This is a genomic window from Fibrella forsythiae, from assembly GCF_017353175.1.
Taxonomy (GTDB): domain Bacteria; phylum Bacteroidota; class Bacteroidia; order Cytophagales; family Spirosomataceae; genus Fibrella; species Fibrella forsythiae.
The window spans coordinates 104,813-128,260 of sequence record NZ_JAFMYW010000006.1; the positions used below are offsets into that span (position 1 = coordinate 104,813).

Here is a 23,448-nt window from a genome sequence, read left to right on the forward strand (position 1 = left end):
ATGGAAACGTTAGTCCCTGTTCATCCCGGTCTGCCTCTGCTGGGCAACTCGTTATCAGTAGCCCGCGACCCGCTGGGTATGTTTACCAAACTGCATCGACAATACGGCCGGATCGTCCGAATCAGCATCGGTGGCCGGAATCAGTATATGGTGTTTCAGCCCGAAGATGTAAAATACGTGTTGCAGGAAAACAACCGGAACTACGTACGATCACCAGCCTTCATGGTGCTAAAGCGTTTCCTGGGCGAAGGGCTGCTCACCAGCGATGGCGACTTCTGGCGGAAGCAACGTCGGCTGGCACAACCTGCCTTTCACCGGCAAAAAATTTCTCTCCTGGCCGAAACGATGGTGCAGGAATCAGCCGCGTGGGTCAATGAATTACGTCATCTTAACCTCTCCCGCCCCGTCAACATCTCGCAGTCGCTGATGGACGTGACGATGTATATCGTCTGCAAAACGCTGTTCAGCACCAACGTGGAAGGTCGACTGACTGGGCTATCGCATTCGCTGGAAACCCTCAATGTACTGGCAAACAGAACCTTGCTTTCACCGATAAAAATACCCCGATCCTGGCCCACCCCGAACAACATTCGGTACAACCGGTCTCGGGCGCAGGTAGACGGGCTCATCTACGAGTTCATCCACACGCGTAAACAGTCGGGCGAACGACTGGACGACCTGCTCGATATGTTGATGAACGCCGTCGATGAAGAAACGGGCGAAGGCATGTCGGAACAGCAACTGCGCGACGAATGCGTGACTATTTTCACGGCTGGCCACGAAACCACCGCCGTGTCGATGGCCTGGCTTATTTATCTGCTTGCCCTACACCCCGACGTGCTTGCCAGGCTACGCGCCGAAGCTGATGCCGTGCTTGGCAACGTACCCAACGGTGGAAAATCGCCAGGTTTGGATAGCCTGCCGCCTGTAGCTGCGTTTCGGTCAATGCCATATGCGTTACAAGTTGTTCAGGAAGCACTTCGGTTATATCCGCCAGCCTGGGCTATGAGCCGGATGGCCCTGAACGATGATCAGATTGGTCCCTACCGGATCCCGAAAGGCGATACGGTTGTCGTGAGTCCCTATTTATTACACCATGACCCCGCCAACTGGCCCGATCCTGACCGGTTCGATCCAGACCGATTTGCTGAAGGGCGCGACAAAGACCGGCCCGCCTACGCTTACCTGCCGTTTGGGGGCGGGCCGCGTCTGTGCATCGGTAATCAGTTTGCACTCATGGAGATGCAGATCCTGCTAACGTTTTTCATCCGCGCCTTCGATTTCGATCTGGTCAACGCCGCTTCGATCAGGCCCAAACCCCTGATTACCCTCCGCCCGAACCATCCCATTCAGGTTAAGTTGAGTGCGCGGGGTTAAGTAGCCGGCTTACTCAGTATATACGTTTGTATATTATTCTACCCTCAACTGCTCAAGACTCCAGTTCAACCCGTTGAACAGTGCCTCTTCGCCGATTAACCAATCTGGTTGTTTGGAAGGAAGCCTGGCCACCTTATTGATTTCGATCCTTTTATCTGTCGTTGATATATTCACTCCGTATCCCTGAAGTTCAATCGTATAAACAGACTTTATTTTAAATCCCCGTTTAGTCTTTTCAAGATCAATGCCATTGATATATTGATCCGATAAATCAAACAATAGAAACGTTTTCTGACCTCCCTCCCTTTTATTCGTTTGACCCAGTAATTGATGAGCTTTTTAGCCACAAAGGCTACGTATCCACCATCTTTTAGTGACTCAGTATCTTCTTCTGATAGCTCGAAAAAGTCGGCCAGGTAATAGCTACCAGCGACCTTTCCTGACAGCAAACACGTACCTGGCTGATTATCATCACGTCGGCATGAGTTTTCCGCCTGCTCAATAGGCTACTTTATCGTGCTTATCAGCCCATTCGATAAAGACCGTTTTGGCTTCGTTCTGTAGCGATTGTTCGGTCGGAATGGAGCGATGGGTATAGGGTTTGGCCAGTTCGGCGTAAATGAACGAATCGTCGAAACCGGCAATAGCGGCATCGGTGTGTTCGGCCGCGTAGAGCACCCGCGCCGGACGAGCCCAGTAGATAGCCCCCAGACACATGGGGCAAGGTTCGCAGGAGGTGTACAGCGTGCAACCGTCGAGCTGGAACGTACCCAGCGTTGCGCAGGCCGCCCGGATGGCCATTACCTCGGCATGCGCCGTGGGGTCGTTTGTGGAGGTAACACAGTTGCTGCTTTCGCCAATTATTTCGCCGTCTTTAACGACCACAGCTCCAAATGGGCCACCACGGCCAGTCAGCATTCCTTCGCGCGCCAGCGCAATAGCCCGGCGCAAAAACCGGGTATCCTGTTCATTAATCATATAATCGTTGAGTAAGTAATACATAAAATCAACGGTGGCAGAACCCGCTTTGTTTTCGCCTGCTGGACCGTTGGATTGAAGAATTAGCCAATTTGTTGCTGGCTCCGTTATGATACCATGAACGGTTCACCTGTCGACTGGCGGGCAACCCATCAATTCACAATTTATCAATCCTCCATTGTTATGAACAAGACATGGCTTTTTAGTCTGGCTCTTTGCCTGACTCTCTCCGCTGGTGCGTTTGCACAAACTCCTGCCCAACAAAAAGTAGACAACACGGCTGCCGACGTGGGTAATGCCGCCGAAAAAGGCACGCGCGCCACTGGCCGTGCTGCCGTGAAAGCAGGCAAGGCCGTTGGTAAAGCAGGCAAAGCCACTGGCCGGGCCGTTGGTAATGCAGCTAAAGCTACAGGCCGGGGCGTAAGCAAAGCCGCCAAAAAGACAAAAGACGCAGTTACTCCGGATAACCGCTAACCGACCCGTTGGTCTTAAGCGATTAGTGTAAAAGGTGGTTGTTTGTCCTGATTGCTGCTCATAATCTGGCAACAATCAGGACAAACAACCACCTTTTCATTGGTGTGTACCCTCTTTCAATAAACCGGTTGTCGGTACGTTCGGGAACGCGTTGGCAGCTGGCACTTGTTTTGAGACGAAAAGGCATAGACCTTTGCCTAATGAAACTCGCGTTGACCCGTTTCCTGCACTTGTTCATGGCTGTTGTCGTGTTGCTCAGCAGCATGGGCTTCGGTCTGGTCGAACATTCGTGCCAGTTGCGGGGTAAACGAATTTATTCAATCCACAATTCGAAGCCGGGTTGTAAACTTTGCCAGGTACGTTCCACCTCGATTGAGCAGACGCCGTCGATCAACCGCACGGATTGCTGCAAGGATGAAACCCGCTACAGTCGGGTAGACGCGACGTCGTCATTGAGTCATCTGCTTGTTAAGTTCGTTAAGGTAATCAGTGATCGGTTTGGCACCGGAACAGCAAACCTGTTGCTGACCCTGCTCCAGTGGTCATTTGAGCAACAAACCAACGTACCTGTAGCCGACTACGCGTCGCCTCCTCCCCTCTCCGGCCGACATCTGCTGGTTTTTGTGCAATCGTTCCTGATTTGATCTGTCTGGTTATTCCGACACCTGATTCCGCCACGGACTCAGGATTTTGGCGTTTACCTTTTCAGACAAAATCATGCGTAACCTTTTTATTATCAGTTTACTATGCCTGTCCTTTCTGGCAGAGGCGCAAAAACTCTCGGGGCGGGTTCAGACTACCGAGAACGGGCGTAATGTGCCGCTTCCCGGTGCTTCGGTCTATTGGTCGGGAGGCATTCACGCCACGGCAGCCGACTCGCTTGGTCGATTCTCGCTCGACACCACCAGTAAGACAAACCGGCTCGTTATCAGCTATGTTGGCTACCAGGCTGATACGCTGATGATCACCAACTACGGCCCTGACCTGGTTATTACGCTCAAGGCCACCCAGCAGCTGAACGAGGTTGTGGTCACGGCCGGCAATACACAGATCGACCGGATGAACCCGATTCAGACGGAGGTGCTGACGCAGCGCACCCTGGCCAAAGCAGCCTGCTGTAACCTGTCGGAAAGCTTTGAGACCAACGCTTCGGTCAGCGTCTCGTATGCCGACGCCGTGACGGGTGCCAAACAGATCCAGTTTATGGGCCTTGGCGGACAATACGTACAAACCAACGTCGAGAATATCCCGACCATTCGCGGGCTGGCTACCACCTTCGGCCTTAACTACATTCCAGGTACGTGGATTACCAGTATCGACATTGGTAAAGGCGCGGGCTCGGTTGTCAACGGGTATGAGTCGATGAGCGGACAGATGAACGTGGAGTTGCAGAAGCCTGAATACCGCGCTGAAACGAAGATGCCTAACATGCTCATCAACGGTTATGTGAATGCGTTTGGTCGGCTTGAAGGCAACGTCAATTATTCGCAGGCCCTATCTGATAAGTGGAGCATTGGCGCACTCGGTCACGTCAGTTCGCTGCAGAATGAGCTGGATCAGAACGGCGACAAGTTTCGCGACCTGCCCCTTTATACGCAATATAACGGCGTGATGCGGGCTAAATACAGCTCAGAACGCTGGATGTCGCAGTTTGGCATCAAGGCATTGGCCGAAGATCGGGATGGCGGTCAACTAAGCAGCGTTGGGCAATATCGCTACGGCTTCACCAATACAACGCAACGCACCGAAGTCTTCAGCAAAACGGCCCGGCTTTTCCCTGATCAACCCTATCGCGGTCTTGGTCTGATTCTGAACGCAACCTGGCACAATCAGGAATCGAGCTTCGGCCTGCGGCCTTATACCGGCAAACAACAGTCACTGTATGGCAATCTGATCTACCAGACCATCATCGGCAACACAAACCATACGGTGAAAACAGGTGTCAGCTATTTGCTTGATAACTACCACGAACGGTACGTCGCCCAACCTCTCGACCGATTCGAGTCAGTGCCGGGTGCTTTTTTCGAGTATGCCTACACGTACCCGGAACGCTTTGCGCTCGTCGTTGGCAATCGGCTCGACGCGCATAATCTCTACGGGCTACAATGGACGCCGCGGGTGCATCTGAAATACCACATTCACGGCCAGTTGACCCTGCGCGCGTCGGCGGGGCGGGGTTGGCGCGTACCGAATCAGATCGCCGAAAACTACGGCTATCTGGTCTCATCGCGGGGTGTTTTCCTGAACCAGAACGTACAACCCGAAATTGCCTGGACCTACACGGCAGGCATCACTAACGAGTTTTTACTGTTCGGCAAAAAAGCGACGCTCACCGTCGACGCCAGTCGGACTGATTTCCAGAATCAGTTGATCGTTGATGCTGATCAGCCACGGAGTTTGCTATTTTATAACCTACAGGGCAAGTCGTATGCGAACAGTTTCCAGGCCGAGCTGACCATTTCGCCATTTAAACGCGCCGAGATCAAAGCTGCCTATCGTCTTTTCGACGCCCGTCAAAGTATGGGTGCGCCGCTTGGCGAGAATATTCTGATGCCCCGCATGATGGTCAGCCGCGATCGGGTACTGCTCAACGCGGCTTATGCGCTGCCCTACGACAAATGGAAATTCGACATAACGCTGCAATGGAATGGCCCCAAACGGCTGCCCGACGCCGACGAAACGCACACTCACTCCACTTACTCGTCGATGGTCTGGTACTACTCGCCTTCGTTTGTGAACCTGAACGCCCAGCTAACGCGTAGTTTCCGTACGTGGCAAGTCTATCTGGGTGGCGAAAACCTGACGAACTACCGCCAGCCTAACCCGATCATCGGCGCGGCTGATCCGTTCGGCACCAATTTCGACGCCGCCGGCCAAAACTGGGGACCAATCACGGGCGCCATGATCTATGCAGGATTCCGTTTTACGCTTGAGCCATGACCGAACTACCTATCAAAGGCATGGTCTGCGATCGTTGTCGCCGAACAGTAGAACGCGACCTGAACCAACTCGGATTAACCACGGGCGCTATTGACTTAGGTCGTGTTGAAATTCTGAACTGGCCCGAAAGCGTAAGCCGCGACATGGTCAGAACGGCGTTGCAGGCCGAAGGGTTTGATCTGATCGAAGATCCGAAGGCTAGTCTCGTTGAACAAATCAAAGGTCTGCTGGTCAATGAGGTACATCATGCACAGAAACGGCCGGAGCACCAGAACGTATCTGATTTCCTGCGCCATAAACTGGGCTATGACTATTCGTACCTGAGTCAGCTGTTTTCAACGCAGACAGGAACAACCATTGAGCGGTTTCTGATTGCGCAAAAGGTGGAGCGGGCCAAGGAACTCTTACAGGATGGTGAGCAGAGCATCAGTGACATTGCGTTCGAGTTAGGCTATAGTAGCGTACCACATTTCACCAGCCAGTTTCGGAATCTGGCAGGACGCACACCCGCTCAGTTTCGCAAATCGCCCACGGGACGCCAAACGCTGGATACACTCTAGAGAAGCCAAAATGATGTAAGACGGGCAGGAAATTCTGTAAAAGAAGCCCCTGGCACACATCCTACCTTTGTCATGTTAATCTGGTAGAACCAGATCAACCACAGACGATACAAATTATGATACATACCTATAAACTTGACGGCATACACTGCGCCTCCTGCATTGGGCGGGTGCAGGAGGCCCTTCAGGACGTAGAGGGCGTTAAAAAAGTGGCCGTTTCGCTAACGCCACAGGAGGCGGTTGTCAGCATGGCCCATCACATCGACACGGCTGTACTTGACAAAGCAGTTCGGAAAGCCGGAGCCTATTCGCTGACCGACGAAGTTCAGGTCATTGATACAATGGGGGTCAATCATTCGGCGCAAAAAATCGATGTCATGACCTCATCGACCAACGTACCTGATGCGCTGGCAGAACCATCGGTAACGACTTACAAACCCCTGCTGATTATTCTGGCGTTCATTCTGGGAGTTACCGCACTTGTTGAATTACGCATGGGTACGTTCGACTGGATGCGGGCCATGGGTACGTTCATGGCGGGTTTCTTCCTGACCTTTTCGTTCTTTAAACTTCTCGACATCAACGGCTTCGCCAGTAGTTACCGGATGTACGACATCGTAGCGAAAGCGATTCCGGGCTACGGATTTGCGTATCCCTTCATCGAACTGGCGTTGGGAGCTTCTTACCTAACGGGGTTTAACCCGGTGCTCACGAACTGGGTTACCCTGGTAGTAATGAGCGTCAGTCTGATTGGCGTTGTTCAAAGCGTTTTGGACAAACGTAAAATTCGCTGTGCCTGCCTGGGGTCGGTTTTTAACCTACCCATGACAACCGTTACAATCGTCGAAGACAGCCTCATGATCGGCATGGCAGCCGTTATGCTGGCAATGCTGTAAACGGCTGGGAGTTTCGACAAAATCAGGAATTACCATCTGCCGCCTTGCTTCGCGTGCGGCAGTTTTATTACTCAACAACCTATGAAAACGATTTTCATCAACCTAAGCCTACTAGCTGTCACGCTGCTTCCGGCAAGCGCACAACACGCAGGGCATTCCATGCCGATGGCCGCTGATACCACTCGGCCTAAGAAAGAGCAACCGCCAGCCGGGAAAGACCGGGAGACGAAGCCCATGAACCACGATGGTATGGATCATAGCAAGATGGATCATAGTGGCATGAACCACAGCGGTACTGGGTCGATGAACCACGGGTCAATGGCGGGCATGAGTCACGCTGAAGACGCGATGGGGAGTGTAAGCTTCTCGCCGATGGGGAGTATGTCGCATGCGCTGTCGCGGAATTTACCGATGAACCGGAATGGGTCAGGTACGTCCTGGATGCCCGACCAGACGCCCATGTACGCCTACATGAAGCACAGCGATGGCGGCTGGATGTACATGTTACATTACAGCGTTTTTCTGCGGCACACGAATCAGAATGTTACTAATCCAGACAAGCGAGGCCGGGAAGCCCGTATCGATGCGCCGAACTGGGCAATGGGTATGGCTCAACGAACAGTGGGGAAACGGGGCTTATTTACGGCCAAACTGATGATGTCGCTCGACCCGCTGACGGTGGGGAACGGTGGCTATCCATTGTTGTTTCAAACGGGTGAATCATATCGGGGCGAGCCGCTGATTGACCGGCAGCATCCGCACGATCTGTTCTCCGAACTATCGGTTTCGTATAGCCACGCGTTCAGCCGCGATGCCGACGCGTTCGTGTACGTCGGATATCCGGGCGAACCGGCGCTGGGTGCACCGGCTTTCATGCATAGGATCTCGTCGTTTAACAACCCGGATTCGCCACTGAGCCACCACTGGATCGACGCCACCCACATCACGTTCGGCGTAGCCACAGCGGGTTTTCGATACAAGATTGCCAAGATCGAGTTCTCTCAGTTTACAGGACGCGAACCCGACGAATTCCGTTACAACTTCGACAAACCCCGCTTCGACAGTTATTCATACCGCCTGTCGGTCAATCCTACGCCCGGTTTAGCTATGCAGGTGTCGCAGGGGGTGATCAAGAATCCCGAGGTACTGAATCCCCACGGAAACGTTCGGCGTACTACGGCTTCGGTCTTGCACAGCACCTCATTCGGTGCCGGTGACCGGTACATGACCTCCTCGCTGATCTGGGGCATGAACAGCCACGATGGCATCAACGAAAACGCATACCTGGCTGAAACAAGCCTGCAGTTGGGCCGACTGGCATTGTATGGCCGGTACGAAAACGTCACCAAATCAGCGGAGGAACTGGTGCTTCCTGTCACGGTTGGCGGCGCAAACCCGGATCGGGTGCTGCTCAATGTCGATAATTTAACGTTGGGTACCAACTGGCGATTACTGCGCCGGGCTAACACTGATCTGGTTGCCGGCACTCAGTTGACCGTCAGTTTACCCAGCCAGCAACTACGCGCCTTTTACGGGGCTACACCCTTGTCTGGCCAACTGTATATTCGACTTACGCCGGCTCTGCTTGTTGCCCGATAGGCCGGTGACGATCTTGTCTGATTTTAGTACCTCAACTATCTTTTCACATAAACAACTTCCGTTATGACTACTACGAATCATGCTCACAACCACGCCGACACCTGCTTTGCCTGTGCCGAAGCCTGCGAACGCTGCGCCACCGCCTGCCTTGAAATGGGTGACCAGGACAGCAAGCACCACGACATGACCACCTGCATCAAACTCTGCCGCGACTGCGCCGACATCTGTACGCTCTGCGGCAGGCTCGATGTCCGTGGTTCACAGTTTTCAAAACAGTTCATGCAACTTTGCGCCGACGTATGCGATGCCTGTGCTGACGAATGCGAAAAACATGCCGATCATCATGCGCATTGCAAAGCCTGTGCAGAAGCTTGCCGCCGTTGTGCCGGGGAATGCCGCGAGATGGCGAACCAGATGTAATCCATTGTTTGTTAAGTCACTACACTACCAATTAAACGTATACCCGTTATAACCGTCTTACGTATAAACCACAAATAATGAATCGCAATCTGTTCCTGAGCAGCCTGATGGCGCTAACCCTGACCAGTACCACCTTACTGGCCACCGACGATAAAGACAAAGAAGTAAAGATTAAGACGTCGGCCATCTGCGAGATGTGCAAGGCGCGAATTGAAAAGAATCTGGCCTTTGAGAAAGGCGTGAAAGAAGCCGTATTAGACGTCGACACGAAAGTGGTCACCATCAAATACAACCCCGCCAAAACAGATGTGACGAAGCTAAAAGCCAATATCACCAAAACGGGTTACGATGCCGACGAAGTAGCGGCCGACCCAAAAGGGTACGATAAGCTCCCAAGTTGCTGCAAAAAAGGCGGCATGGCACATCATTAAAAAACAGTTGACTGTCTTCAGTCTTCTGTTTACTGTTGCGCTGTTAAATACCAATAGCGTAGATTTAGCAAGGCAACGGTAAACAGAAGACTGAAGACAGTCAACTGTTTTAGTTTACTCTCAGTTTCTGGCCGGCGCGGAGGCGCGAGCGTGAGGAGAGGTGGTTTTTCTCAGCTAGTTTACTAACCGACATGCCAAACCGACTGGCGATAGACGATAAGGTCTCGCCCGAACGAACTTTATGGAGAACGGTCTGTCTGAATTTAGGCTTAAACGAGAGATCGGTTGAACGGGCACTACTCCGCAGGTGATCCCAGACTGCGGGCGTTAACAGAAAGTGGTCGGAAATGATCGTGTTTGCCGGAAAACTGTAGATGTTGATGGGCGCAAATGGGTTACCCTCATACCGCGTTTCAAAGTGAAGATGCGGCCCTGAACTGCGGCCGGTACTGCCACCCAGGCCAAGCTGGTCACCTGCTTTTACGAGTTGCCCCGTTTCAACCAGTTGCTTCGACATGTGACCGTACAATGTCTCTAGGCCGTTGTAATGGCGAACGAGCACGTACCTGCCGTAGCCGTTCCCATCCCAGCCAACCACCCGAACAATTCCGTCGAAGGCAGAATAAACCGGATTTCCCGTTTCCAGGTCAAGGTCGACACCGGTATGCCAGCGGCCCCAACGAAAACCAAACTGTGAGGTTAATTTTCCTTCGTCGAGCGGCGCAGACCAGTAATGGTTTGCTTTAGGGTCGTACAGCTGTAGATCAACAGTCTGATCGAAGTCACGGGGGTCAATGTTGTAGGGGTCTATATTCCGCGAGTCCCAGACAGAGTAGTAGTCAGCAATTTTGACCCACTCATCTCCTACCGACATCTCCTGAATTACCTCAACAACACTGGTTTCGCCCTGATCGATACTGCTTGTATCTTCACTGACAACCGGGTTCAGTTCCTTCTTGGGTTCAAACTGGCTATTGAAGCGTAGCTGGGTTGTTTCCTGTTCAAACACCTCTTCTGCCCGTTGCTGATTCGGCGAAGGCGCATTGTTTTTGGTTTTGGGCGTAAACTTGGTATCGTTTTTAAAACGCCCCCTTTCCTGTGCCTGTGCGGTTACGGTCGCACACAGACAACTCATGGCCACCAGCCATGTCATTGCTGTTTTTTTCATTCAACGATATAAAATGAAACGAACAACAAACGCAGACAACGGGTCCATAAATGGGGCTGTGACGGCCGGTTGTCTGCGTTCAATATTGGTTTCGTGTTTACTAGGTTAGCTTATAACCGGCTCGCCAACAGCCATATCAACGCCTGCCGTTGTTGTGTGAGCTGCGTTAGGCTCACCACGCATTTCCAGCGTTACCAAATAACGTTCCGCATCCAGAGCTGCCATACAACCTGTACCGGCGGCCGTGATTGCCTGCCGATAAATGTTGTCCTGCGCATCGCCACAGGCAAATACACCCGGTACGTTAGTGCGCGTACTTCCTTTCTCGGTCAGAATGTAACCGTGATCGTCGAGCGTAACGTACCCTTTAAAAATGTCGGTGTTAGGTTTGTGGCCAATGGCAACGAAGAAGCCGGTCACGTCAATAACGTGTTCTTCCCCCGTTTGCGTATTCTTCAGCCGGGCACCTGTTACCCCATTATCGCCCAGGATTTCGAGCGTATCAGTATGCCACAGAATTTCAATGTTTTCCTTTGCCTGGATACGCGCCTGCATGAAGCGCGACGCCCGCATTTCGCCACGACGAACAATCATATATACCTTGCGGCACAAGTTCGAGAGGTAGCTGGCTTCTTCAGCAGCCGTATCACCGGCACCAACAATGGCTACATCCTGATTACGGAAGAAGAAACCGTCGCAGACTGCACAGGCCGACACGCCATGACCATTCAGCCGCATTTCGGAAGGTAAACCCAGCCATTTGGCTGAGGCACCCGTCGAGATGATGATGCTGTCGGCCGTGATTTCGTGTGTATCGTCGACCCACACGCGGTGTGGACATCCGGGACCCGGATTTTCGACCAACTCTACCTTGGTTACCAGACCGTAGCGAACATCAGTTCCGAACCGACGCGCCTGCGTTTCCAGGTCCTGCATCATCTGTGGACCCTGAACGCCTTCCGGATAACCAGGAAAATTATCAACTTCAGTAGTAATAGTCAGTTGTCCGCCTGGTTGACCGCCCTGGTAGAGTACAGGTTTCAGGTTAGCGCGAGACGCATAAATAGCGGCGGTATAACCAGCCGGGCCGGAGCCAATGATCAGACAATGAACGTGTTCGGGAGTCATATAAATGCAGAAGTGTTCCTATAAAAAACAGCGCGTCAAACGTGTGGTAGCCTGACTTACCGTTAAGTAGAGAACACGTGCAAAGGTCAAAAAAATTCGCTACAAAGCCAAGTTCGCGGTCTAGTGCTCAACTAGATTCGGTAGAGTTGCTTAGAAAACAACCTTGCCAGCCACCACCGGCTCACCCCAGAACAAACTGGCCTGGCGGCTGAATTCAGCGGGCGAATCGGTGGTCAGGAACTGACGTTTACCCTGTTGGCTACACTGATCGGCAATGTCGGGGTGACGAGCCAGGTAATTGGCCAGGCTTTGCGCTATGATTGGCCCCTGACTAATTGTCTGGATATGATCGGGCAGAATGGCGCGCAGCTTGGGTAAAAGCAACGGGTAATGAGTACAGGCCAACAACAAGGTATCGATGTGCGGGTCGCGGTTGAGCAGCCGGTCAATGTGTTGCTTCACGAAATAATCGGCACCCGGATGGTCCGACTCCCCATTTTCGATCAATGGTACCCACATCGGGCAGGCTTCCTGGGTGATGGCTAGTTCCGGAAAGAATTTATCGATCTCGACCAGATACGATTCCGAAGTCACCGTGCCGTTCGTAGCCAGAATGCCCACATGCCCCGATTGGGTATACTGCCCAATGATCTCTGCCGTTGGGCGGATCACCCCCAGCACCCGGCGCGTAGGCAACGTACCCAACGCAGGTTCGCCCGATGTAAGGCCAGGATACATTCCGGGCAGATCGAGCTGCTGGATATTACGTAACGCCTTGGCCGACGCCGTGTTGCAGGCCACGATCACTAACGGGCAACCCTGCTCAAACAGGTAGGTTACGCATTCCAGTGTATACTCGTAGACCGTCTCGAACGAACGCGTTCCGTAGGGCGTGCGGGCATTGTCGCCCAGATACAGGTAGTCGTAGGCAGGTAGTACGCTGACGAGTTCGCGGAGAACGGTTAGTCCGCCATAGCCAGAATCGAAAACGCCGATAGGTTGGTGAATCAAAGTCTTGAAAGTCGTTTTGGGTATGAGTACAAAGTCTGAAAAATGAGCTTATATGCAGGAATTCCGAGACGAATCAGGTAGCATTACCTGACAAAGAAACGACTTTCAAGACTTTAGTACTTTTTCAAAAACGACTTTCCAGACTAAATAATGCGCTCACAAGAATGGTTTGGCCGGACCGGTAAAGACGGCTTTATTTACCGCGCCTGGATGAAAAATCAGGGGTTCCCGCATCACGAGTTTGAGGGAAAACCAGTTATCGGCATCTGTAATACCTGGTCTGAACTGACACCCTGCAACGCCCATTTTCGGGAACTGGCCGAGTCGATCAAGCGCGGCGTCTGGGAAGCAGGCGGCTTCCCGCTTGAATTCCCGGTGATGTCGCTGGGCGAATGTCAGATCAAGCCTACCGCCATGCTGTTTCGAAATCTGGCGAGCATGGACGTGGAGGAAAGCATTCGGGGTAACTCCATCGACGGGGTTATTCTGATGTGCGGTTGCGACAAAACCACTCCTTCCCTGGTGATGGGTGCCTGTTCAGTCGATATTCCAACGATGGTCGTATCGGGTGGGCCCATGCTGGCGGGTCGTTTTCAGGGCCGGAAAATCGGTACGTCCGACCTCTGGCGGTTTGCCGAAGACTATAAAATGGGTAAGATGACCCAGGCCGAGTTCATTGCGGCTGAAGCCAGCATGGCCCGTAGTCAGGGCCACTGCGCCGTGATGGGTACAGCCAGTACCATGGCTGCCATGGTTGAAAGCCTGGGCCTGTCGCTACCCGATAACGCCACCATTCCCGCCGCCGATTCGCGCCGCAAAGTGCTGGCCCACATGACCGGAATGCGGGCTGTTGAACTAGTCCGCGAAGGGCTGACACCGTCGAAACTGCTAACCCGCAAAGCGTTTGAGAACGCCATCATGATCAACGCGGCACTGGGTGGATCGACCAACTTCATTCTGCACCTGATGGCCATTGCCGGTCGGCTAGGTACGTTTGGCGACGACGTGAATCTTTCGCTGGATGATTTCGACCGGCTGTCGGCACAGATTCCGCTGCTGGCAAATCTGCAACCGTCGGGCGAACATTTCGTGGAGGACCTGTTTTATGCCGGTGGCCTTCCTGCGTTGATTCGCGAGCTCCTCCCCCACCTGCACGCTGATGCACTGACGGTGAACGGTAAAACGCTGGGCGAAAACTGTTCGGAAGCCCGCTGTTACGACCCTGAGGTGATTGCAACCCTCGACGAGCCGTTCAAACCAAACTCAGGCATCGCCGTACTGCGCGGGAATCTCTGTCCAAACGGAGCCGTGATCAAGCCGTCGGCGGCTACGCCTGAGCTGATGCAGCATACGGGCCGGGCGGTTGTGTTTGAAGATATTGACGATTACAAAAAACGCATCGATGATCCTGCATTATCGGCAGGTACGTTCCCGCTAGATGCCAGTTGTGTACTGGTGCTGAAAAACGTTGGCCCCCGTGGGTATCCGGGCATGCCTGAAGTAGGCAACATGACCCTTCCGGCCAGCATTTTAGCGCAGGGCGTGCATGACATGGTCCGCATTTCGGATGGGCGCATGAGCGGCACCGGTTTTGGCACGGTTGTCTTACACGTATCGCCCGAATCGGCGGTGGGTGGTAATCTGGCGCTGGTTCAGAATGGTGATCTGATCACGCTAGACGTACCCAACCGAAGTCTGCATCTGCACGTGTCAGACGAAGACCTTGCCCTTCGCCTGGCCCAGTTTAAACCGCTCGAGCTTGGCTACGAACGTGGGTACGTTAACCTCTTCATCAGGCATGTAACGCAGGCGCACGAAGGAGCCGATTTCGACTTCCTGCGGGGAAGTTCCGGCAGCGTTGTTAAGCGCGATTCGCATTGATTATCAACCTCATATAGCCTCGATCAACACAGTATGAAACGCGTAACCGGCATTGGTGGCATCTTTTTTAAGGCAGATCAACCCGATCAACTGCGGGATTGGTACGGCGAACACCTCGGGTTCAATACAGACCAATACGGCGCCAGCTTCGAGTGGCGCAGGGCCGATGCGCCTGACCAGAAAAGCGTTACGCAGTGGTCTGCTTTCCCGGCAGACAGCCCCTACTTCGCTCCATCGGAAAAGACATTCATGCTCAACTTCCAGGTCGAGAACCTGGTTGAACTGCTCGATCTGCTTCGGCAGGAGGGCGTTACGGTACTGGGAGAGATCGAAGAGCACGACTATGGCAAGTTTGGCTGGATCATGGACCCCGAAGGCAATAAAATTGAACTATGGGAGCCAAGTGCCTCTAACTAGATACCATCGGACCCCGACAGCACAACCTATTGATTACAAAGGCCGCTCTTTAAGTAATGACTGATTTACAATTCACGAACCAGACAGCCATTGTTACCGGTGCCGGACAGGGCATCGGTTTTGCAGTGGCTCAGCAGTTGGCCAGGCAAGGTGCCCATATAGTGCTCAACGATTTTGATGCCCCCCTGGCTGAGAAGGCCGCCGAGGCTATTCGCCAGGCTGGCGGATCGTGCGTGGCCTACCCCGGTGATGCGTCTGACGTTGCGTTTATTCGCGGAATGGTCAACAGGGCTGTGGGTACGTTCGGGCGGCTCGATATTGCCATCGCCAACGCGGGCATCACCGTTTTTGGCGATCTGTTCACCACAACACCCGAAGCCTTTGAAACGATTGTCAATCTGAACCTGCGGGGTACGTTCTTTCTGATTCAGGCAGCGGCTACCCAGATGCGGGCGCAGGGTCGGAACGCACAGGGAAGCGCCGGACGACTACTGCTGATGTCGTCGGTTGTTGGGCAACTGGGCCATCCGGGTTTACCCGTCTACAGCATGACCAAAGCGGGCTTGCAGATGCTGGCCCGGCAGGCGGTTATTGATCTTTCGCCGCATGGTATCACGATCAATACGGTTGCCCCCGGTGCTACCCTGACCGAGCGAACCACCGACGACCCAACGTATATCCCGATCTGGTCGCGCATTACGCCGATGGGCCGCCCCGCTACAGTCGACGATATTGCGGCGGCCATTCTTTTTCTGATTTCGCCGCAGGCCAGCCACATCACCGGCCAGACCCTCACTATCGATGGCGGCTGGACCAGCGTGGGCATACCGCCGGTTTGATCAGGCACTAAATCACGTTAACGAGTAATCGATCCACACATTCACCATGAATCTCACACTGCTTAAACTTACCCCTGTTCTGGTGGTCGGTGCACTTTTGCTACTAGCAGTTGGCGTTTTTTTTTGCTGAAGGCCATGCCGCGGGATTCCAGCGGATTGCAAGCCAGTGCGCTTACCGTCATTGCACTCTTCACGTTGCTGTGTATAGGCTTCGATAGGTTGGCCCTACTTTACCTGCCATACCGCCCATTGGTTATTACCGAAGTCATTGTCCTGGTGGCTGGCATTGGCTGGTATAGCTATAGTGACCGCAGCACCCTTATAGACTTCAGAGCTAATCAGTCGGACTATCTGGTTATTATTCAGACAACTAACCAGCCGACAAACCCGGTTTTTGTTTACCAATTCCCCTTTAGCCGGGCTACTGCAGTATCTAAGGGAGCTGTTTGTCTAATAAATGAGGCTACGTTTGCCTAGGCGACCGTCAACGTACCCAGCCACTGGAAAAGCACATACTCACGGGGAATTACGCTCACTCACCCAACTGCGAGCTCAGCCTATTTTTATGGTTCCGAACGATACACTAGCTGGTCGGCAGAGGTGGATAGTCTGATGAAACAGGCAGTTGATGCGGCGACCAGCCACTAACGTACCTACATAGCAACGGCGACCAGCCAGATGAGCCGATCGCCGTTACTATGTCTGTCGTATTTCCTTTTGCGGATTACTTATACAATTTCCTCGTTCAGAATCTTATCCTGCACAGGTAGCCCCTGTTTGTTCATTTGCTCGATAAATGGGTCTGGATCAAGTTCTTCACAGTTCCAGACACCGGGTTTTAGCCAGACGCCTGTTACAAGTAACATCGCACCGATCATGGCTGGAACGCCTGTCGTGTAACTAACCGCCTGTCCGCGAACCTCTTTATAGGTTTCGGCATGGTCGCAGTTATTCCAGATGTAATAGGTTTTATCCTGCCCGTCTTTGATACCTTTTATCTGGCAGCCAATGCTGGTTTGGCCCGTATAATTTTCACCCAGCGAATCTGGCGCAGGCAATACGGCTTTCAGGAACTCAAGAGGAATTACGTCCATACCCTGAAATTTCACAGCATCAATCCGGGTCATGCCTACATTTTGCAACACCTCCAGGTGAGTCAGATACGCCTGGCCAAAGGTCATCCAGAAACGGGCCCGTTTCAATGTGGGGAAGTTCTTGACGAGCGATTCCAGTTCTTCGTGGTACAGAACGTACGACTCTTTCTCACCAATTTCGGGATACTCGATTGGCTTATGAACGCTCATTGCCGGAATCTCGATCCACTCGCCATCCTCCCAGTACCGACCCGGCTGCGTAATTTCCCGAATGTTGATCTCAGGGTTAAAATTGGTTGCAAAGGCTTTACCGTGGTTACCGGCGTTACAGTCGATGATGTCCAGGTAGTGCATCTCATCAAACTGGTGCTTAGCCGCGTAGGCCGTAAATACCTGGGTAGCGCCGGGGTCGAACCCGCAGCCGAGCAGGGCCATGATACCCGCCTCTTCAAAGCTCTGTTTGTAGGCCCACTGCCAGCTATACTCAAATTTGGCCACATCTTTCGGCTCGTAATTGGCCGTATCCATGTAGTGGGTTTTGGTAGCCAGACAGGCATCCATGATCGGAAGGTCCTGATAAGGCAGCGCTACGTTTATCACCAAAAAAGGCTTAACCTGTTCAATCAGGGCTATTACCTCGGCAACGATGTCGGCATCGACCTGAGTCGTTGCTATTGTCACACCATGCATTGCCTTGATTTCGTCGGCAATCTTATCACATTTTGATTTGGTGCGGCTGGCAAGTGTGATAGACGTGAACACTGTTGCATTCATCGCGCACTTGTGTGCCACTACACTGCCTACTCCACCTGCACCAATAATCAGCACATTGGCCATATTCTACGTATGATTGTGTTTCATTTAAAAACTTGGGTGCAAAGATACGTACATCAAAATACGGGTGGGTACAAACTTATATGATAGCATGTCCGTGTGATAAATCATCTTAGTAAAGCTCAAAATCGTTTGTCATATTTATAGAATGTAAAAATCGTTGCAGATTTGGGTACTAAACCGGCATAAAGTTGATAATCAGTCAACTAATATTTACTAATGTGCGCCTAATATCTACGACTATTTAAGAAGGTGATACTTACAGTAAAATAATTTTTAAGGTTACCACTTGGTAACATGATACTATTTGTACAGCTTTGTTGTAAAACGAGTTCTTTATTGAGTGACCATCCCTAAAACAGAGTGACTATGAAGCAAGTAAAAAGACGTAACCGGGCCATGACTATGGAGCGCATTCTGCGTGCTATGGGTGATGTAATGGCCGAAAAGGGCACCAAAAAAGCAGGTATCAACGCCGTAGCCGAAAAAGCAGGAGTCAACAAAGTATTAATCTATCGGTATTTTGGTGGTTGGAACGGACTGTTGGAGGCTTATGTTCAACGCGGGTTTTTCCTGTCGATGTTCAATGAACGGTTTCTTGATACTGTTCCGTCGAACCCAGGATTTGAGGAACGCAGCAAGATTTGGTCGGAGTATGTCATTAAAGTGGCCCGCGAATTTAGAAGCCGGAAGTCATCTCAGGAGTTGATTCGCTGGGAGATGCAAAATGGCGAAACAGAACTGGCACGTCGCCTGTCTGCTTTCCGCAACGAGTCGTACAAAAAGATAATTGATAAGCTGGCTCCGTTTCCTGCTTATGACCCAACTGCCCTGACAGCTATTGTGCTGGGCGGGGTAACGTACCTGACGCTGGTCAGTGATAATCGTAATAAAGTAGTGGATATCGACGTAAGTACCGACGAAGGTTGGGAACGCATTGAAACGGCCGTTCGGCGCATTTTTAGCAGCCTAAGCCATGCGTTGGTAGCTCAGGAGACGGCGACTGCTAAATAATAGTCGGTCATTCAGCAGCAAGTCTTACACAACACATAAGATCAGCAAAATGGGGAGCTCCGGCCAGGTCGCTCCCCATTTTTGTTGGTTACGCATTCATTAATGCCTCAATTTCATCGGCTTCCAGCGGAATGTTGGCCATCAGATCAATATTGCCCGATTCCGTTATCAGGATATTATTCTCCAGTCGAATACCGATTCCCTCTTCACGTATGTAGATACCCGGTTCGCAGGTAAAAACCATTCCTGGCTCGAAACGGCGATATTTATTACCCACATCGTGCACATCCAGGCCAAGGAAGTGCGATGTGCCGTGCATAAAGTACTTCTTGTAGAGCGGCGTATCGGGGTCTTGTTTGGCAACCTCGTTCCGGTCAAGCAGCCCCAGACCTATGAGCTCTGACTCCATAATTTTCCCCACTTCGCGGTGATACTCATCCCAGATGTTGCCGGTTACCAGCATGGCCTGAGCTGCTTTCATTACGCGCAGCACAGCATCATACACGGCCCGCTGGCGGGGTGTAAACCGGCCGTTCACTGGTATCGTACGGGTCATATCGGCATTGTAATTAGCGTACTCAGCACCTAGATCGAGCAGGATCAGATCGCCATCCTGGCATTGCGCCGAATTCTCGATGTAGTGTAACACACACGCATTTTTGCCCGACGCAATGATGGGCGTATACGCGGCCCCTCGCGACCGATTGCGCAGAAACTCATGCATCATCTCTGCTTCAATTTCGTATTCCCAAACGCCTGGTTTCACGAATTTGAGCAACCGCCTGAACATGCCATCGGTAATGTCGCAGGCTCGTTGCAACAGCTCCACTTCAATCGGCGATTTGATGGCCCGTAATTGGTGCATCAGTGGCGCTAACCGCCCGAGTTTATGCAGCGGATAGGTATGTTTGAACTGGTCGATATACCGATCGTCCTGAGTTTGTACCGACAGGCCATTGCGGGTGTGCTCATTGGTATTGAGAAAAACCTGATCGGCTTCGAAAATCATCTGCGTGAAAATGCTCTCGAACTGGCTCATCCAGTACACCTGTTTCTGCGGAATACCCGACACCTGCTCGGCTTCGGCTCTGGTCAGTTTATGGCCTTCCCATATCTCGATATGCTCGCTGGTTTCGCGCAGGAAAAGCACCTCCCGGAATTTTGGGTCAGGGTGTTGGGGAAATACAACCAGCCGCGACTCTTCCTGATCGACGCCTGTTAGGTAGAAAAGGTCGTTGTTTTGCCGAAATGGCATCGAGCCATCGGCATTCGTGGGCATAATATCATTGGCGTTAAGCACGGCCATGGCCTTATCTGGCAGTAATTGGGCCAATCGCTGACGATTTTCACTAAAAAGCGAGTTGTTGATGGGCAAATAGCGCATAAAACGAGTTTACCAGTTAGGATGTATTGACTAACCTTGCACTTATTTCTGACCGAAACAGTCAGTTGCCAGGTTCGTTCAGGCTGCAACTACAGCCTTACAACCCAAAACCGCAACCCTATTCGACAAAATTGTGCGTATATCTAGTTTACTTCTGTTCCTTCTGCTTAGCCTCTCAACACAGGCCCGGCCGATAACCTACTGGATTTTGCTGACCGATAAGCAGGTAACTGATAAGCCAGCCTTGTCTCCATCGGCCCTTGCGAATCGGAGCAGCCTGCAGTTGCCCATCGACGATACGGATCGTCCGGTCTCGGCTACCTACCTGGACAAACTTACCCAGCTTGGCGTTCAGATCAATTGCCGGTCACGCTGGTTCAACGCCGTATCAGCCACGCTAACGCCCGCGCAACACCACCAGGTCAGCCAGTTACCGTTTGTACGCGAGGTGCGCCCTATTGACCCGTCGATCACCATCGCCAGTCGCTCAACTGGCCATATAGAGCAGGCCAAATTGGCACCCGTTATGTCGCAGATTCAGGCGGCAGCTTTCGCTACGGAGAACCTGACAGGCCGTTTTGTGCAGGTAGGCGTGGTTGATGCCGGTTTCTTCGGGGCCGATTCAGCCGCCGTTCTGAAACCGATTGCCGTTCGCGGGGGCTTCCGGCAGGTACGTGATTATGTAAACCGGCCAAACACAAAGAATAATCTGTTCCGTACGCTCGAAACCATGTCAGATATGCACGGTACGGAAGTACTGGCCGCCATTGCGGGCTACGACCCGGTGGGTAACCTACAGTTGGGGCTCGGGTATGACGCTACGTTTTACCTGGCTCGTACCGACGCTGGAAACCGCGAATTTCGGGGTGAAGAAGACAATTGGGTACAAGCCATCGAATGGCTCGATAGCCTGGGCGTTCGTCTGGTGAATACATCGCTTGGTTACGCAAAAGGATTCTCGAACCCCAGCGAAAACTACCAGCCCGCCCAGATGGACGGTCATACCAGCCTGATCAGCCGGGCGGCTCAACTGGCTGCCGACAAAAAGGGCATGCTGATTATCGTATCGGCAGGCAACGAAGGTGATGACCGGAGCTGGCGCATCATTAGCACGCCCGCCGATGCAGAGGGTGTTATTGCGGTTGGGGCTACCAATTCGCGGCTCTGGAACCGCATCGGGTATAGCAGTATTGGCCCCGAAACCCTGGCTTATCTGAAACCGAACGTGTCCTGCTTTTCGCTCTACGGAACCTCGCTGGCAGCACCGGTCATTACTGGTTTCGCTGCTTGTCTGATGCAGGCGAATCCCAAGTTAACCAATCGCCAGGTACGTACACTGATCGAGAAATCATCACATCTGTATCCGTACGGAAATAATTTCGTGGGGTATGGCGTACCGCAGGCCTCACGGGCGCTGGCTCTCTTGCGGGGACAGGAATTACCCGAAACCGCCCGGTCAATCAATGCCTCGGGGAAAGTGCTTACGCTACCAGTTGATACTGCTGAAACCCTGGTCTCCCTCTTTCACAAGAAAGATGCAACTCATGTGCTTCACCAGGAGGCTGTGAAAGTCAGTAATGGGAAAATAACTTTCCGCCGGTCTGCAGATGTGAAACAGACGACCATCGATCTGAAAACGCAGGTTATCGAGGTTATGTGGGAATAAAATAGCCCTACCAAACAAACGTGACCGTTACAGGTAAGCGCCTTTCAACAGGTAATTCTGTACGTAGTCGGTAATGCCCTGTTCCAGCGTATGAAAAGGGCGTTCGTAGCCAATGGAACGAAGCTTACCCATGTTGGCCTGGGTGTAATATTGATACTTGTCGCGAATGTCGATGGGCGTATCAATAAAGTCGATCTGCGGATCGCGGTGCATGGCAGCGAAGGTGCTGTTTGCCAGATCGAGGAAGGTGCGGGCGGTGCCGCTGCCGAGGTTATAAATACCTGAGTTACGGCGGTGGTGCATCAGAAACAGGCACACATCAACTACATCTTTCACGTACACAAAGTCACGCATCTGCCCTCCGTCCGTAAAATCCGGATTGTGTGAGCGAAACAGCTTCATCCGGTCTGTTTTCGAGATCTGGTGGTAGGCATGAAAGATCACCGATGCCATTCGCCCTTTGTGGTATTCGTTGGGGCCGTAGACATTAAAAAATTTGAGCCCCGCCCAGAAGAACGGTTTCCGTTCCTGCGATAATGCCCAGATATCGAACTCGTTTTTAGATTCTCCGTAGGGGTTGAGCGGCTTTAATTGGGGAATGACCGACTCGTTATCATCGTAACCACACTCGCCAAGGCCATAGGTTGCAGCAGATGACGCATAGACAAGGGGAATCTGATACTCAATGCATTTTTCCCAGATCTTCTTCGAGTAGGCTACGTTCAGATGCTCGAAAACGGCGTAGTCGAACTCGGTAGTGTCGGTGCGGGCACCGATGTGGAACAGGAATTCAACCTCTTGATAATTCGCGTCGAGCCAGCTGAAAAACTGCTCACGCTCCACAAATTCCTGGATATGCTTATCATCGAGATTTGCCTTCTTGTCGGGGTTCGAGAAGTCATCGACAGCGATGATGTAATTAAAGTTTTCCGCGTTTAACTTATTAATCAAACAACTGCCTATAAAACCGGCAGCCCCCGTCACAATAATCATAGAGAACTTCTGTTAAACGTCTGGCCTATGTGCTACTAACTATAAAATGTACAATTCCTGAAATTGGACTGTAAAGGTACGGGCTTTAACAGGAGGAAACTATAACGTATTCTTTTAAAAAATAGTACTATTAGAAGACTCAACGAAACATGACCAGCAGAATGTATACTTATATGGGTTAGTCGTCCAGCTCAAATTACACTCACGTAACCCGTTTTTATCAATTAGCAGACTCCAATTTTCGCGCAAATGCCTATTCGCGTCGTTTGTACTTTACCGCTATCGGGCAAAAAGGCGTACTTTTGCGCCCGTAAAACAGTCGGCGTTGTCTGGTAACCGCCGAA

At 52.1% G+C, this 23,448-nt stretch carries 22 protein-coding genes; 14 read left to right on the forward strand and 8 right to left on the reverse strand.

The features are described from left to right. On the forward strand, nucleotides 1–1,377 hold the full coding sequence (locus J2I46_RS19210) for a cytochrome P450 (RefSeq protein WP_207330679.1): 1,377 nt from the start codon (nucleotides 1–3) through the stop codon (nucleotides 1,375–1,377). A 33-nt stretch (nucleotides 1,378–1,410) separates the two neighbouring features. Here the strand turns inward: J2I46_RS19210 and J2I46_RS19215 are convergent, their stop codons facing one another. Then, on the reverse strand, nucleotides 1,411–1,656 hold the full coding sequence (locus tag J2I46_RS19215; protein WP_207330680.1) for a hypothetical protein: 246 nt from the start codon (nucleotides 1,654–1,656) through the stop codon (nucleotides 1,411–1,413). A gap of 219 nt (nucleotides 1,657–1,875) precedes the next feature. After that, a complete protein-coding gene (locus tag J2I46_RS19220; RefSeq protein WP_207330681.1) occupies nucleotides 1,876–2,355 on the reverse strand; it encodes a nucleoside deaminase in 480 nt (159 codons plus the stop codon). A gap of 183 nt (nucleotides 2,356–2,538) precedes the next feature. On the opposite strand from J2I46_RS19220, the gene J2I46_RS19225 reads away from it, so the two are divergent. The 8 genes from J2I46_RS19225 (at nucleotide 2,539) to J2I46_RS19260 (ending at nucleotide 9,675) form a co-directional block, all read left to right on the forward strand. Further along, entirely contained in the window at nucleotides 2,539–2,829 is a 291-nt protein-coding gene (locus tag J2I46_RS19225) for a hypothetical protein (protein ID WP_207330682.1), read from the forward strand. A 200-nt stretch (nucleotides 2,830–3,029) separates the two neighbouring features. Further along, nucleotides 3,030–3,473, forward strand: a complete 444-nt coding sequence (locus tag J2I46_RS19230; RefSeq protein WP_207330683.1) for an HYC_CC_PP family protein — start codon at nucleotides 3,030–3,032, stop codon at nucleotides 3,471–3,473. Nucleotides 3,474–3,546: 73 nt separating this feature from the next. Continuing rightward, complete coding sequence (locus J2I46_RS19235) at nucleotides 3,547–5,769, forward strand: TonB-dependent receptor (RefSeq protein WP_207330684.1); 2,223 nt, start codon at nucleotides 3,547–3,549, stop codon at nucleotides 5,767–5,769. Then, nucleotides 5,766–6,329, forward strand: a complete 564-nt coding sequence (locus J2I46_RS19240; RefSeq protein ID WP_207330685.1) for a helix-turn-helix domain-containing protein — start codon at nucleotides 5,766–5,768, stop codon at nucleotides 6,327–6,329. The genes J2I46_RS19235 and J2I46_RS19240 overlap by 4 nt, the downstream gene beginning before the upstream one ends. Before the next feature lie 116 nt (nucleotides 6,330–6,445). After that, nucleotides 6,446–7,225 (forward strand): heavy-metal-associated domain-containing protein, encoded by a 780-nt coding sequence (locus J2I46_RS19245; RefSeq protein ID WP_207330686.1) that lies wholly within the window; start codon nucleotides 6,446–6,448, stop codon nucleotides 7,223–7,225. A gap of 81 nt (nucleotides 7,226–7,306) precedes the next feature. Further along, nucleotides 7,307–8,824 carry a hypothetical protein gene (locus J2I46_RS19250; RefSeq protein ID WP_207330687.1) on the forward strand — a complete coding sequence of 506 codons (1,518 nt, stop codon included), beginning with the start codon at nucleotides 7,307–7,309 and terminating at the stop codon, nucleotides 8,822–8,824. 63 nt (nucleotides 8,825–8,887) lie between these two features. Continuing rightward, nucleotides 8,888–9,244: a four-helix bundle copper-binding protein gene (locus tag J2I46_RS19255; protein ID WP_207330688.1), complete on the forward strand. Its 357-nt coding sequence runs from the start codon at nucleotides 8,888–8,890 to the stop codon at nucleotides 9,242–9,244. A gap of 77 nt (nucleotides 9,245–9,321) precedes the next feature. Beyond that, nucleotides 9,322–9,675 carry a heavy-metal-associated domain-containing protein gene (locus J2I46_RS19260; RefSeq protein ID WP_207330689.1) on the forward strand — a complete coding sequence of 118 codons (354 nt, stop codon included), beginning with the start codon at nucleotides 9,322–9,324 and terminating at the stop codon, nucleotides 9,673–9,675. A gap of 109 nt (nucleotides 9,676–9,784) precedes the next feature. Here the strand turns inward: J2I46_RS19260 and J2I46_RS19265 are convergent, their stop codons facing one another. From J2I46_RS19265 to J2I46_RS19275, 3 genes are all read right to left on the reverse strand, one after another. Beyond that, the gene (locus J2I46_RS19265) at nucleotides 9,785–10,843 is read right to left on the reverse strand and encodes a peptidoglycan DD-metalloendopeptidase family protein (protein ID WP_207330690.1); all 1,059 of its coding nucleotides are present in this window, start codon (nucleotides 10,841–10,843) and stop codon (nucleotides 9,785–9,787) included. Between the two features lie 105 nt (nucleotides 10,844–10,948). Next, nucleotides 10,949–11,971: a thioredoxin-disulfide reductase gene (gene trxB, locus J2I46_RS19270; RefSeq protein ID WP_207330691.1), complete on the reverse strand. Its 1,023-nt coding sequence runs from the start codon at nucleotides 11,969–11,971 to the stop codon at nucleotides 10,949–10,951. 150 nt (nucleotides 11,972–12,121) lie between these two features. Next, the gene (locus J2I46_RS19275) at nucleotides 12,122–12,979 is read right to left on the reverse strand and encodes a glutamate racemase (RefSeq protein WP_207331007.1); all 858 of its coding nucleotides are present in this window, start codon (nucleotides 12,977–12,979) and stop codon (nucleotides 12,122–12,124) included. Nucleotides 12,980–13,132: 153 nt separating this feature from the next. On the opposite strand from J2I46_RS19275, the gene J2I46_RS19280 reads away from it, so the two are divergent. From J2I46_RS19280 to J2I46_RS19290, 3 genes are read left to right on the forward strand one after another with little or no spacing between them, the layout of a single operon-like run. Beyond that, entirely contained in the window at nucleotides 13,133–14,863 is a 1,731-nt protein-coding gene (locus J2I46_RS19280) for an IlvD/Edd family dehydratase (RefSeq protein ID WP_207330692.1), read from the forward strand. Between the two features lie 33 nt (nucleotides 14,864–14,896). Beyond that, nucleotides 14,897–15,280 carry a VOC family protein gene (locus J2I46_RS19285; RefSeq protein ID WP_207330693.1) on the forward strand — a complete coding sequence of 128 codons (384 nt, stop codon included), beginning with the start codon at nucleotides 14,897–14,899 and terminating at the stop codon, nucleotides 15,278–15,280. Between the two features lie 56 nt (nucleotides 15,281–15,336). Then, nucleotides 15,337–16,119, forward strand: a complete 783-nt coding sequence (locus tag J2I46_RS19290; protein ID WP_207330694.1) for an SDR family NAD(P)-dependent oxidoreductase — start codon at nucleotides 15,337–15,339, stop codon at nucleotides 16,117–16,119. Nucleotides 16,120–16,847: 728 nt separating this feature from the next. Here the strand turns inward: J2I46_RS19290 and J2I46_RS19295 are convergent. Further along, entirely contained in the window at nucleotides 16,848–18,050 is a 1,203-nt protein-coding gene (locus J2I46_RS19295; protein ID WP_207330695.1) for a saccharopine dehydrogenase family protein, read from the reverse strand. A 366-nt stretch (nucleotides 18,051–18,416) separates the two neighbouring features. Between J2I46_RS19295 and J2I46_RS19300 the strand changes: the two genes are divergently transcribed. Next, a complete protein-coding gene (locus J2I46_RS19300) occupies nucleotides 18,417–19,061 on the forward strand; it encodes a TetR/AcrR family transcriptional regulator (RefSeq protein WP_229379852.1) in 645 nt (214 codons plus the stop codon). A gap of 88 nt (nucleotides 19,062–19,149) precedes the next feature. Here the strand turns inward: J2I46_RS19300 and J2I46_RS19305 are convergent, their stop codons facing one another. Beyond that, nucleotides 19,150–20,445 carry an aminopeptidase P N-terminal domain-containing protein gene (locus J2I46_RS19305; RefSeq protein WP_207330696.1) on the reverse strand — a complete coding sequence of 432 codons (1,296 nt, stop codon included), beginning with the start codon at nucleotides 20,443–20,445 and terminating at the stop codon, nucleotides 19,150–19,152. 139 nt (nucleotides 20,446–20,584) lie between these two features. On the opposite strand from J2I46_RS19305, the gene J2I46_RS19310 reads away from it, so the two are divergent. Next, nucleotides 20,585–22,111 carry a S8 family serine peptidase gene (locus tag J2I46_RS19310; RefSeq protein WP_310589058.1) on the forward strand — a complete coding sequence of 509 codons (1,527 nt, stop codon included), beginning with the start codon at nucleotides 20,585–20,587 and terminating at the stop codon, nucleotides 22,109–22,111. A gap of 27 nt (nucleotides 22,112–22,138) precedes the next feature. Here the strand turns inward: J2I46_RS19310 and rfaD are convergent, their stop codons facing one another. Then, nucleotides 22,139–23,104: an ADP-glyceromanno-heptose 6-epimerase gene (gene rfaD / locus J2I46_RS19315; RefSeq protein ID WP_207330697.1), complete on the reverse strand. Its 966-nt coding sequence runs from the start codon at nucleotides 23,102–23,104 to the stop codon at nucleotides 22,139–22,141. Between the last annotated feature and the right edge of the window lie 344 nt (nucleotides 23,105–23,448).